Annotated in this window: 8 protein-coding genes; 5 read left to right on the plus strand and 3 right to left on the minus strand. The window is 68.8% G+C overall.

Annotation, left to right across the window (positions count from 1 at the left end; genetic code table 11):
- Positions 1-313: 313 nt before the first annotated feature.
- On the minus strand, positions 314-2,281 hold the full coding sequence (locus IPG61_17665) for a hypothetical protein (GenBank protein MBK6735861.1): 1,968 nt from the start codon (positions 2,279-2,281) through the stop codon (positions 314-316).
- A gap of 310 nt (positions 2,282-2,591) precedes the next feature.
- On the opposite strand from IPG61_17665, the gene IPG61_17670 reads away from it, so the two are divergent.
- Positions 2,592-3,419, plus strand: a complete 828-nt coding sequence (locus tag IPG61_17670; GenBank protein MBK6735862.1) for a hypothetical protein — start codon at positions 2,592-2,594, stop codon at positions 3,417-3,419.
- Positions 3,420-3,422: 3 nt separating this feature from the next.
- Here the strand turns inward: IPG61_17670 and IPG61_17675 are convergent, their stop codons facing one another.
- Together IPG61_17675 and IPG61_17680 are read right to left on the minus strand one after the other, a co-directional pair.
- Complete coding sequence (locus IPG61_17675) at positions 3,423-4,652, minus strand: alpha/beta hydrolase (protein MBK6735863.1); 1,230 nt, start codon at positions 4,650-4,652, stop codon at positions 3,423-3,425.
- Between the two features lie 208 nt (positions 4,653-4,860).
- A complete protein-coding gene (locus IPG61_17680) occupies positions 4,861-6,012 on the minus strand; it encodes a DUF3524 domain-containing protein (protein MBK6735864.1) in 1,152 nt (383 codons plus the stop codon).
- Between the two features lie 286 nt (positions 6,013-6,298).
- On the opposite strand from IPG61_17680, the gene IPG61_17685 reads away from it, so the two are divergent.
- The 4 genes from IPG61_17685 to IPG61_17700 all read left to right on the plus strand — a co-directional run bounded on the left by IPG61_17685 (position 6,299) and on the right by IPG61_17700 (position 12,610).
- Positions 6,299-9,484 (plus strand): S8 family serine peptidase, encoded by a 3,186-nt coding sequence (locus IPG61_17685; protein MBK6735865.1) that lies wholly within the window; start codon positions 6,299-6,301, stop codon positions 9,482-9,484.
- Positions 9,485-9,778: 294 nt separating this feature from the next.
- Positions 9,779-10,726 (plus strand): hypothetical protein, encoded by a 948-nt coding sequence (locus tag IPG61_17690; protein MBK6735866.1) that lies wholly within the window; start codon positions 9,779-9,781, stop codon positions 10,724-10,726.
- Positions 10,727-10,897: 171 nt separating this feature from the next.
- On the plus strand, positions 10,898-11,254 hold the full coding sequence (gene queF, locus IPG61_17695; GenBank protein ID MBK6735867.1) for an NADPH-dependent 7-cyano-7-deazaguanine reductase QueF: 357 nt from the start codon (positions 10,898-10,900) through the stop codon (positions 11,252-11,254).
- A 153-nt stretch (positions 11,255-11,407) separates the two neighbouring features.
- A complete protein-coding gene (locus IPG61_17700; protein MBK6735868.1) occupies positions 11,408-12,610 on the plus strand; it encodes a hypothetical protein in 1,203 nt (400 codons plus the stop codon).
- The last annotated feature ends 53 nt before the right edge of the window (positions 12,611-12,663 follow it).

Here is a 12,663-nt window from a genome sequence, read left to right on the forward strand (position 1 = left end):
GGTTGTGCCACAGTACTATGTGACAAAAAATGCAAGGGTCGTGCCGCAATTGCCAAACACCACCATCTGGCCAGAATCAGCGATTGGAAGCCATCACAAGGGATTTGGAGGAAATCGAGGGCAATGGAGCGGACAGCGGACCTGTGCAGGATACATCAAGAACGCCGCCGGCATTGCAATCCGCCCTGCGCGGATCCTGCCGCCCCGGACGGGGCCGGGGCCGGAGGCATCCCCGGAGCGGCCCTCAAAGCGGGCGGGCGGGACCCTGCCGGCCCCGCCCGCCCCTTCGAACCTGTCACCGTGGCCAGGTCGCTCAGGCGACCCTGACCGCGCCGAACTCGGCCAGTTCGTGGACGCGATCCTCGTCCTGCGCCTCATCCAGGCGCACGGCACCGAATTCCGCGAGATCGTAGATCCGCTCGGCCTCGACCGGCGCCGGACGCGGCGCCGGCTCGTCCGGCTCCACGCGGCGTTCGGGCAGGATGGAGTCGAGCTCCAGGGGCGTCACCTCGCCGCCGGCATTGTCCAGCATGCGGCTCACAGGCGCCGCGCGCTCGATGACGAACCCGTCCTCCTCGTTCTCCGCCGCGGGCTCGAATGCGGGCTCGGGCTCGAATGCGGGCTCGTGCACGAACGCGGGCGGAGCCGTGATGACCGGTTCGGTCGAGAGCAGCGGCCGCGCCGGCGGGGCGGCCAGCGGCGTGTCCACAGTGAACGGATCGACAACGGCGGTTCGCGCGCCGGTGTCACGGCAGAACGGATCCTGCGGGATCACGCGCAGCCCGTTCTCGGCCGCAGGCTCGGGCTGCCCGGCCGTGGGCAGCGAGGCGTCGAACGGCGCGCCGGTCAGTTCGCTGAACGACTCACCCAGCTTGACGAGCCGCTCGGACTGCGCCTGGAAGCGCCGGCCGACATCGGCGAGGTTCGCCGCGACGCGGCCGACGATCGGACCCGAGCGGCCGATCTCCTCCAGCGCCTCGGGGGTCACCGCGGCGGCGGAGACATTGCTCAACTGACGCGACAACGCATCGATCTTGCCGAGGACGGCGCCGACGTTGGCCGGGGCCGCTGCCGTACCCGCGCCGTCGAGCGCCTGGCGCAGCGACGTCGTGAGTTCCTCGAGCGACTGGCTCATCGGCTGGAGCCGCTCACCGCGCGGACCCAGTCGCGCCACTTCCATGGAAATCTGGAACGCCAGCTTGCTGCCCTGCGCCGCCAGGTCGTCGAGCCCGGCCACGCGCGGGGCGCGCGAAGCACCCTGCGTATCGAGGTCGCGCCTGATCTCCGCCAGCAGCGCCGCCGCCTGTCCGGCGTTCGGCGTGCTGCCCTGGCCGACGGTGGCGCCGATATCCTCCAGGCGCCGGGCCATGCGCTCGAGCGCGGAGCCCTGCGTCCCGATCTGCTCGAGCGTGGAACGGTTCCACGCACGCGCCTCCTGGACGAGCGCCATGATGGCCTCGGATTCCTCGTGATTGCGCCGGCGCAGCTCCGCCAGTTCCTTTGCATCGGCATTGCGCGCATCGAGGAACCGGGTCATCTCGTCGGCCAGCGAACCGACGGCCGGCGAATCGAAGCGACCGGTCAGTACGTCACGCGTGTTCTCGGCAAGGGCCTTCTGCAGGCGATGCAACTCGCCCTCGACGCCGTTCACGCGGCGCAGGCGTGCACCCTGCAGGCGCCACGCTCCCAGCACCTCGGCCACGAACGCGCCCGCCGAAGGGTGATCGCGCAGCATCGCGTCACCCCAGGGACCTTCGTTGTCCAGGCGCAGGGCCGTGAGCTTGTCGACGACGCGGTCGGTGGCCGCGCGCTCGGCCTCCAGCCGACTCAGCGTCTTGGCGAGGGCGCGTCCGCCGAGAGCTCCCACCACGCCGACCACGATGGCCAGCATGGCCACGAGATTCAGCGGGTGCGAAGCCGGCGCGAGGTAGTTCTGGACGGCAAAGAGGTCAGCCGGTTTCCAGGCCGCATCAGCAGCACCGCCGGTGACCAGCAGCGCCGTGCCGCCGAGCCCGACGCCGGCCACGATGACCGACGCCGTGTAGATGGAGCCCCAGGGCGGAAGCGTCGATTGCCGGCGCGGCTGCACGTGGCGCGGTGCGGCCGGATGTTGCGGCTCGACCGGTTCCGGCTGCGGCGACGGGGCTGCCGCGGCGCGCACCGCGCTCACCGGTTCTTCGGCACGGGCGCCTGCCGGCGCGGCAACGGGCAGCTCGTCCTCGAGGTCGGCAAAGCCCTCGATGGGCTGGTCGTTCAATCGGGAACGCTTCTTCTTGGTCATGCCGCGGTCCTTTCCCAATCGGCGCAATAGCTGTGAAGCGGGCGTGGAACACCCGGGTCCGAGCGGTGTCATCGGCCCGCGCGGAGGCGACCAAAGCGATTTTTGGCGGATGGGGCGCCCGGCAACGCTCACCCTGCGGCGCGCGGGGCGGCCTGAAAACGGCCGGGACGGCGGGGATTGGCCGGTTGCCTGCCGGCCACAATCAATGTAAAACGTTGTAAATAAATAAGTTAAACAAAACCCGACACGGCTCTCCCGGGCACGCGACGTGCAGGGACCCGCAGGAGACCCCCTGCGGAAGGAGCCGCCCATGTCAGCCCGCATCGCACCCCCTGCACGTCCCGGCCGCACGCCGCGCCCCGCGCGGCCCTCCCTGCCGGTGGTGACGACGGCCGGGCTGCGTTTCCACCTGGTCGAGAACCTGCTCGAGGCAAGGCGCGGCAGCTGGCTGCCCACCAACGGCGCCGGGCCCGACGAGGACGTGAACATCTACCTGGCGCTGCGCCTGGACGAACTGGCGACCGGTCGCCTGGACCCGAGGGTGACGCCCGGCCTGGACCCGCTGGTGCCGGGACCCGACCCGCGGCTGGGGCGACAGGACCGCGCCGACTGGTACCGTGCGAACGCCGATCACCGCCTGCTGATGCTTGGCCTGTTTGCCCGCGGCGAGAACCGGCGTCGCCGTGACGTGCCGTGGGGCCACACGGCGGGCACCGCCCGCGCCCGCGACCTCGCGGTGGCCGCAGCCTGCTACGGAGCCGCGGCAGCGCTGCTCGCGCGCGGGCCTTCGGGCAACGTTGCCGTCGCCGCCGTATTGCAGAAGCTGGCGGATCACTGCGAGGACTATGTGCACGTGGTGGGTGCGATGGCGGTGCGTCGCCTCGGGCTGGGCGCGCGCCTTGAGTCGGCGGACCTGGTGCGGCTGTTGCCGTCACCGAGGGCGGCGGCGGCTACCGCGGTGGCCGCGCTGCTGGACACGCCTCCCGACGACGCGGCCGACGTCGTGCTGGACCTGGCGCTGGAATACGGCAAGCGGCGTGATCCGGGGCTGCGCACGCGCATCGAACGGCTGGCGCCGCTCGCGGGGCTCGATGCCTCGCGCCTGCTGCGCCTGGAAGCCGGGCAGGCCGCCGGCTGAGCGCTACTTGATCCCGCAGAACTTGAGGATCTCGCCGTAAAGCACGCGCTCGCCGTGGGCGGCGAGAATGGCGTGTCCGCCCGTGGGGAACACCTGGAACCGCGAATCGCGATTGTGCGCCTTGCGCTGCAGGAACCGCAGCGAAAGAGGCGAGGCGCGATCGTCGTCGTCGCACTGCGCGGCATAGATGGGAACCTGCACCCGGCCGACGCGGCTGCGCGCCGTATCCATGCCCTCGAGCAGGTCGGCGTTGACGCCGAGCCACTTGCGGAACATCGCCAGGCGATGCAGGCGGAACCGCACGAGCTGCCTCTGGAACGCCGACACGCGCGGCATGAGCGCCGGCGCCAGCAGCACGAGGCTGCTGATCATCTCGCTGCGGCTGGCCAGATGCAGCGCCAGCGCTGCGCCATAGCCCAGGCCCACCACGTGCAGCTTGCCGCCGCCACGACTGAGCATCTGGCAGCGCTGTCGCGCCTGCAGCAGCGACGATTCCCACGAAGCGTGGCTCAGGGCGCCGGGCACCGCGCCCAGTTCAGGCAGGCGGAGCACCCACACGTTGCACTCGTTGTCGCCGAGGTGGCGCGCCAGGCCGCGCAGGTCGGCCGGCCCCGTGGACATGCCGTGGATGAGCAGGAACGAACCGCGGGCGTTCTCGCGCACGCGCAGGAAGGTTCGATCTTCCTCGGGAATGTGGCGTCCCGCCTCGAAGGCGGCGATCAGCTTCTGGTGCGTGCGCAGCGTCATGATCTGGCCGCGCGGCGTGTCTTCGCGGTCACCGCGCGTACGGGCCAGGTCCCAGGCGGTCAGGGCCAGGGCCTGGGCCTCGGGCGTCACGACCGGGTCGGCGGGCATCGGCTCGGGGGCCGACGGATAATTGGGGCGCGCCGGCGGACCGCTCGAGTTGCCGCCCATGTTCGCGTTGCCCGCCATGGGCGGGCCACCGGGGCCGGACATCGCGGCGTTGCCCGACACGGAACCAGAGGGCATCGGACCCGGCGCATTGGGACCGGAGGAACTGGGCCCCCTGCGCGGCGGACCCGGACGACGGTTCTGACCGCCGCTGCCGCTGCCGCCGCCACTGCCGCCACCTCCGCTGCCGCCGCCGGAAGGAACGCGCGCGATGCGGCCGGGCTCACGCCCGGTGCCACGCAGGCGACCGCCGCCGCGATTGCCGCCGCCGCCCTGGTTGCCGGAGTTGTTGCCCTGGGGCCTCGAGCCGCCGTCGTTCACACGTGTTCCTGTCAGGTGGCGTCGCCAAGCGAACCTGGCCAATATGAGAACTGGGCCAATTATCGAACTTGGCCAATAAATACGACCTGCGGCGTCCCCGCGCCAGCATCGATTGGGAGCAGACCGGGAAAGGCGCGCCCGCTCCCGCCGTCGTGCCCGGCTGCGGACCGCGGCGACCCGGCCCGCCCCGGCGGGCGGCCGGCGACGACTATCGGCGCGCCTTGCCGTCGCAGGCTGCCAGCAGGGCGTCGAGCTGCGGCCCCACCCGCGACCAGGTCCACTGGTCAGCCAGGCAGTCGAGCCCGCAGACGTGGCCGCAGGCATCGCCGGCGATCAGCATCGCCAGCAGCTCTTCCAGGCCCGCCTGGTCCTCGTAGAAGTGACGCCCCTTGCAGCCGGGGCCGTAAAGCGATGGATAGACCTGCCCGCGCTGCAGCACGGCATAAGCGCCGGCGTGGATGGCCTCGGCCACGGAGACGCCGAAGTACTCCTGTGCCGCGCAACTGACCACGATATCGGCTGCCGCCAGCCACGCCTCGTAGGTGCGCCGTTCGGGAATCCAGGCGAAGGCGCGGCAGCGCGCCCCGAGGCGCTCGGCCACAGGCGCGAACACCTCTTCCCGCCCCGCCGGATCGCCGAGCAGCGCCACCTCGAAATCGAGGCCGCGGTCCAGCAGGGCCGTAAGCGCCTGCGCGAACATCTCCGGCCGCTTGTCGAACTCCCAGCGATGGTTCCACAGGAGCAGCGGCCGCTCGCCGCGCGGCCAGCGCGGCCCGGCCTCGGGCGCGCAGCGCCCGCCCCGGTACTGGGGAAAGTGTCCCTTCGGCAGCGGTAGCCGCTCCAACCCGACGGGGATGACCTCGCTGCGATCGCGGATGCGCGCCGGCACATCCTTCGGCACGGCTTCGGGCATGCGGTTCAGGAACGCCGGAATGGCCTCCAGGAACAGGTCGCGGTGCCAGGCCGAATTGAACACCACGCGATCGGCCGCGAGGCAGCTGATGATGTTGGTGAACCCGAAGTGGAAGTCGAACTCCTCGAGCGGGCTCAACGGATAGGTCAGCTGGTTCTCGTGCATGTAGAGAACGACCGGCAGGCGATCCAGCGGCGGGCGCAGGAGGCCGCGCAGGTCGGCCACGTTCAGGAAGCCGGTGGTCAGGATGAGCCCGGCGGCCGGCGGCTGCTCGTTCAGGCGATCGGCGAACCAGGCCGCGGCCGCCCGCATGCGCCATTTCCAGAAACGGCCCGGGAGCGAAAGAACGGTGAAGCGATGCCGGGAGCAGGCCAGCAGGCCCTCGCGGAAGGCCCGGTGCGAGCCGTCATCCCAGGGTTCGAGGAACAGGATCTCGCGTGATTTCAAGAGGTTGGCCTTTCAAAGCCTCGTTCCCGGCAACGGCTGCGTCAGGGGCCAACCGCCCCCTTGCCGGAAATTTGTTGGTTTGGCAGGTGCAATATTGATCAAATCGCAGGTCTGCGGTATCATTACATCAGGCGCCGTGCCTTGTCGATTCAGCAGTAGTCGACGGATCAAGCGCAGAGGCCGGTCCGGGGGGATCCGGCCCGCCCAGGCGGATGCGGACAGTCGTTTCAGCCAAGAACCCTCAGACGGGGCCGAGCGGTCATGTGCCGGCCCGTGGGAGTTTTCCATGAAGAAGTCGTCGCCCCTTCACTTGCTGTCGCTGAGCCTGATAGTGGCGCTGGTTCTGCCAGTGGCTGTTATGGCGGCCGCGCCGGTGCCCGTGCCCGGGCGCATCCTGATCACCTTCGAGCCCGGCACCACGCCGGTGGCGACGCCGGCGATCGACGGCAAGGCGGCCGGCGGCCTGCGCACCGGAATGCCGGCCCTGGACGCCGTGCTGGCCGGCCATCGCGCCCTCGCCCTCGAGCCGCTGTTTGCCGGCACGTCCGGCGCGGCCAAGGATGCGGCGATGCGGCGCGAGTTCGCGCGGCACTACCTGCTGATGCACGACGACCTCGGGCGCGATGCCGAAATCATGGCCTCGCTCCGGGCCCTGCCCTTTGTAACGACCGTCGAGCAGGACCTGCTTCTCGAATCGCATGGCACCGCCTACCTGCCGAACGACCTGACGAACCAGTGGCACCTGCGGAACATGTCGGCCGGCGGCGGCGACACGCGCGCCGTGGGCGGCTGGTCCGAATCGCTGGGCGACTCGAACGTGGTCGTCGCCGTGCTCGATTCCGGCGTGGACTGGCACCACCCCGACCTCGGCGGCCCGCACCCGGACAAGGTGAACGGCGCGCTGTGGACCAACTGGGAAGAGTACTACGGCACGGCGATGGTGGACGACGACGGCAACGGCTTCGTGGACGACATCCGCGGCTGGGACTTCGTGAACGTGTCCTCAACGCTGGTGATGCCCGGCGAGGACTTCACTCCCGCCGACAATGACCCCATGGATTTCGGCGGCCACGGCACGCTGGTGTCGGGCTGCATCTCGCCCTTGACCAACAACGGGGTCGGCGTCGCGGCGATCGCACCCGGCTGCAAGATCATGGCGATCCGCATCGGGTTCCTGCAGCCCGACGGCAATGGCGTCTCCTACGCGTCCTTGATGGCCTCAGGCTTCATGTACGCCGCCAATAACGATGCCGACATCATCAACCTGTCGTATGGCACGGGCTTCACGACCGCGTTCGCCAACGCGATCACCGCCGCGCTCAATTCCGGCATGGTGATCTGCGTGGCGGCGGGCAACGAGAACGACGAGGTGGCCGGCTACCTGCAGGGCTTGTCGGACGACCGCATCCTGGCCGTGGCCGCGACCGGCTCCGGCGATGCCAGGGCGTCGTTCTCGTCGTACGGCACCTGGGTCGACGTGGCGGCGCCGGGCGAGGGCATCAACACGACCGCCTACCACTACACGAGCGGCCTGAGCACCTACGAAGCGACGCAGGGCACCAGCTTCTCGAGCCCGATCACGGCCGGCGCCTGCGCGCTGATCTGGTCGGCGCATCCCGAGTACACCGCCTCGCAGGTGGCGGCCCTGATCCAGTCGAGCGCCGATCCCATCGATGCCGTCAATCCCGGCTTCGAGGGCAAGCTCGGCTCCGGCCGCGTGAACCTGCTGAAGGCGCTGGGCGACAACGTGCACCAGTACCCGCAGGAGTTCCCGTCGATGTTCGACGCCATGAACGGCGCCGCTGCCGGCGACACCGTCAAGGTGCTCGGCAGTGCCGTCGTCGCCAGCCCGTTCACCGTCTTCGGCAAGGGGCTGAAGGTCTTCGGCGGCTACGATGCCTCCTACACGACCCGCGATCTCGTCGGAGGCCACACGCTGATCAGCGGCGGCTCGGGCGTGCAGCTCACTTTCTCCGGAGCCATCACGCAGACAACCGAGGTGGACGGGTTCGAGATCACCGGCGGCACGGGCCAGAACATGTCGATCATCGCGCCGAACACGCGGTGCGCCGGCGGCGTCCTGGTCAACCTGGTGTCGCCGATCCTGCGCAACCTGAAGATCCACGGCAACACGGTGGGCAGCAGCAGCCAGCTCGGCTGCGGCGGCGGCGTGCTGCTGGCGAACTCCTCGGCTCTGCTCGAGAACTGCGAGATCTTCGGCAACACGGGCGTCTACGGCGCCGGTGTCTTCGCCAGCGGCGGCGCGCCGACGTTCACCAACTGCACCATCACGGACAACGTCCTGGTGACGAGCAACGCATCCTACCCGCCGCGCGGCGGCGGTTTCTATGCGCACGGCGCGACTCCGTACCTGAGCGGCTGCACGGTCAGTGGACATGCCAACGCCGATCTCGGCGGCGGCATCTATGCCGGCGGCGCCGGCGTCATGTCGGCAATGACCGTCGAGAACTGCACGATCTCCGGCAACACGGCCAAGACCGGCGGCGGCGGCATGTACCAGACGGGCGGCTCGCTGAACGCCGACGGCACGAGTTTCGTGGGCAACGACAAGACGGCCGCCTCGACCTTCATGTTTGGAGGCGGCCTGCAGGCCACCGGCGGCACCCTGGCAACGCTGTCCAACCTGGTCGTGAGCGGCAACCAGGCGCAGGTTGGCGGCGGCATCGCGCTGGTGGGTTGCACCGATGCCACGTTGTCGAACAGTGTGATCAACGGCAACTCGGGCATTTTCTGGGGCGGCGGCGTCCACTACGACAACTGCCCGAACAGCGGCATCACCGGCAACACCGTCTACGGCAACACGGGCGGCGCAGGCGGCGGCGGCGCGTACGTCGCCAACTGCTCGCCGGCCATCAGCAACAACATCTCGGCCGGCAATATCGGCGGGGCCTCGTTCGGCAACGGCTTTGCCCTGGTGGGCAGCTCGTCCGCGCCGACGTGCAACGACGTGTTCGGCAACCAGAACAGCGGCTGGACCGGCATCGCGGACCCGACTGGGACCGGCGGCAACATCGCGGTGGACCCGCTGTTCTGCGATGCGGCGGGCGGCAACTTCCAGCTGCAGTCCGCCTCGCTGTGCCGTCCCGAAAACAGCGGGGCGTGCGGGCAGATCGGTGCGCTGCTGGGCTCGTGTGTCGCTTCGCCCGTGCCGGGCGACGACGGCGCCCTGCCGCTGGCGTTCCGGGTCGACCAGAACTTCCCCAATCCCTTCAACCCGAAGACGACGATCCGCTTCGCGCTGCCGGCGGCCGCGCGGACGACGGTCACGATCTTCGACCTGGCGGGCCGCCACGTGAAGACGCTGCTGGACGAGGAACTCGGCGCCCAGGCGCACGACGTCGTCTGGACGGGCGACGACCATGCCGGGCAGCCGGTGGCCGCGGGCGTCTACTTCTACGAGGTCAACGGCGGCGGGCACCGTGCCGTCGGGCGCATGGCGCTGGTCAAGTAGCGTCCCTGACGTCCGGAGATGACGGGCCCCCGCCACCTGGCGGGGGCCTTTTTGTCATCACAGGTACTGTTTTGGCTTTTGCGACTGATGTTTGTCACGCAATTGCAACCAATGTAAATTGTCACGGTTTTTTTGTCGTTTCGCCCTTGAATGATGCCCACGCCTTATGGCATGATCACAAAGTCCGGCGCCCGACATCCTCGCCAAGACGATGCAGCTCCGGTCCATCATCGGCGTTCGGCATCCGCCGTTTCGTCGCAGACAACCTGTTTATTCCCTCGGGGGGAGAGATCCATGCGCATCTTGAAATCGATTCTGACCGCGGCTGCCGTGCTGTCGCTGGCCGGCGCCGCCGTCGCCGCCGACCTGCATGAGAACACCGGCAAGTTCCCGACCGCCAAGACCCCGGTCATCGGCATGCAGAGCACCCAGGGCCTGCTCGACTGCAGCGGCGCCATTGAAGTCGACCTGAACGTCGGCGTGTACAACGGCACCAACGTGGGCGCCGTGAACAACGTGTCGACCTACGGCTGCAGCGCCTGGACCGAGAGCGGCGGCGAAGTCGTCTACCATGTCACCTTCCCCGCGGACGTGACCTGGGAAGTCGGCGTCACGAGCGCCGTCGACCTCGACATCGCCGTGCTGGACGTTTGTGACGAGGCGCTGGGCTGCCTCATCGTCGTGGATTCGGGCGTGTTCGTGTCCGAGCCCTTCCCCGGCGAGTTCTTCTTCGTGGTGGACGGCTACGGCGGCGCCGCTGGCGCGTTCACGCTGACCTTCACGACGACCCCGTTCGTCGCTCCCCCGACGATGTGCGAACTGATCCAGGACGTCACGGGCACCTACTTCACGGGTGACACCTGCGACGGCTACAACAACATCGCCACCAACGCCTGCGGCCTGTACACCGAGAACGGCCTCGAGCACTACTACGAGATCCAGATCCCGGCCGGCGGCTACTTCACGGCCGACGTGACCTACGACCTCGAAGACGGCGCCCTGTGGCTGCTCGACTCCTGCGCTCCCGGCGCCGCCTGCCTGGGCTTCGCCGACGACACGCTGGGCGGCGACATGGAGACCCTGACCTACACGAACACGACCGGCGCGGCCCAGACCGTGATCCTGGTCCTCGATTCGTGGGGCACGGCCGCCTGTGGCACGTACAGCTTCAACTTCAGCTCCGACGGCGCCGTTGCGATCGAGACCGAGTCGTTCGGCGACGTGAAGGCGATGTTCCGCTAGTTGGCTCGAGTTGCTGTTCACGTTCGTGGACGGCTTCGAACCGAGGGGCCCCGGGAACTCCCGGGGCCCCTTTCCGTCCCGCCCCGTGGTCCGCCGTTGCCCGGCGCGCGGGCAAGCGATACCTTGGGGCCTTCGTTCGCACCTGACCCGATCCTGAGCGAGGATTGCCGCATGGCCAGCCGCCCGTCCCGGAAGCTGAAGACGTTTCCCAATCCGGTCCCCGAGCGGGACTACGAGATCGAGTTCGAGTGCCCGGAGTTCACCTGCCTGTGCCCGCTGACCGGCCAGCCCGACTTCGCGCGCTTCGTGATCACGTATGTCCCGGACCGCAAGTGCGTGGAGCTGAAGTCCCTGAAGCTGTACCTGTGGTCGTTCCGGGACGAGGGCGCCTTCCACGAGAAGGTCACGAACCAGATCCTCGATGACCTGGTCGCCGCCACGCGCCCGCGGCGGATGGACATCCGCGGCGAGTGGTTCGTGCGCGGTGGCATCGCCACCGTGGTGCGCGTCTCGCACACGGGCGGCTGAATCCAACCGGTCAACAGCACCGGTTCCTCCGGAATTTCCTCGGCTGCCACGCATTCGTGACTTTCTCCCCGTATCTTCCCGTAGCCTGCCCGGACTGCGGGTGGCCGGTCAGCCACCTTTCCTGAGCCCGGCTTATCACCCCAGGAGGCCGAAATGTCCCGTAGGTTCCTGCTCGCCCTGTCCCTGCTGCTCTGCCTGGCCACGACCGCCGTGGCGCATGAGTCGCTGCCCCAGTTCGCCCGCATCGATGCCGCGCTGAAATCCGGCGCCATCGATGACGATCTCGCGCTGCTCTACCGGTTCCAGTACGTGTTCGACGGCGACAAGCTGCCGGCCGAATACCAGCCGGACGAGCGCACACCCATCCGCTGCGCCACGCCGCTGATCATCGAGTTCAACGCGGTGCGCGGCAGCCTGCGCGCCGACGTCGTCGCGGCGATCGACGGTTACCTGGCCGAGCCGGGCGGGGACAAGCTGTCCTATATCAGCCCGTCCGGGTTCTTTCAGCTGACCTACGTGACAGCTGGGGGTAACGGCGTCCCGGCGGCGGATACGAATCCTGCCAACGGCGTGCCCGACTACATCGAGCGCATCGCCAGCTATCTGGACACTTCCTGGAACGTGGAGATCACGACGCTGGGCTTTACCGGACCGCTGCACAGCCCCTACTACAACATCAGCTTCACCAACCAGGGCGGCACCTACGGTTACACCACCGTCACGGGCTCTACGACACGCATCGTGCTGGAAAACGACTACGTCGGCTTCCCGGCCAATGACGATCCCGACGGCGATGCACTCGGCGCGGCCAAGGTGACCTGCGCGCACGAGTTCAAGCATGCCTCCCAGTACCGCACGTCGCTGTGGAGCGAAGGCGGCTGGGTCGAGCTGGACGGCACGTGGGCCGAGGACCTGGTCTTCGACGCCACCAACGACTACTACAACTACCTGAGCGGCGGCAACGGCATCACCGCGCCCGGCACCTCGCTGGACGGCGGCGGCTCCGGCTCCTACGAGGACTGCATCTTCCAGCAGTGGATGAGCGAGACCTGGGGCAACCAGGTGATCGTCGACCTGTGGGCGTGGCGCGCCACGCACCAGGCCGAGCCGATGCTTACTTCGTACAACACGATCCTGGCCACACACGGATCCTCGCTCGCGGCCGGCTATCCCGTGTTCGCGGCCTGGAACTACGCCTGCGGCACGCGGGCCATCACCGGCCTGGGCTACAGCGAAGCGGCCGACTACCCGAACAGCCAGGCCACTGCGGTCGCCGCCTACCCATACGCCGGCAGCGGCACGCTGAGCCACCTTTCGGCGAAGAACTTCCACTGCACCGGTTTCACCCCCGGGTGAAGCCGGCGAACTGCGGATCGTCTTCAACGGCGACAACACTGCGAACCTGGCCC

Source organism: bacterium (genome assembly GCA_016703265.1).
GTDB lineage: Bacteria > Krumholzibacteriota > Krumholzibacteriia > LZORAL124-64-63 > LZORAL124-64-63 > CAINDZ01.

Bases quoted from the DNA above. Each gene is read 5' to 3' on its own strand.
- IPG61_17665 (MBK6735861.1), bottom strand. From the start codon at position 2,281: ATGACCAAGAAGAAGCGTTCCCGATTGAACGACCAGCCCATCGAGGGC.
- IPG61_17670 (MBK6735862.1), top strand. From the start codon at position 2,592: ATGTCAGCCCGCATCGCACCCCCTGCACGTCCCGGCCGCACGCCGCGC.
- IPG61_17685 (MBK6735865.1), top strand. From the start codon at position 6,299: ATGAAGAAGTCGTCGCCCCTTCACTTGCTGTCGCTGAGCCTGATAGTG.
- IPG61_17690 (MBK6735866.1), top strand. From the start codon at position 9,779: ATGCGCATCTTGAAATCGATTCTGACCGCGGCTGCCGTGCTGTCGCTG.
- queF (MBK6735867.1), top strand. From the start codon at position 10,898: ATGGCCAGCCGCCCGTCCCGGAAGCTGAAGACGTTTCCCAATCCGGTC.
- IPG61_17700 (MBK6735868.1), top strand. From the start codon at position 11,408: ATGTCCCGTAGGTTCCTGCTCGCCCTGTCCCTGCTGCTCTGCCTGGCC.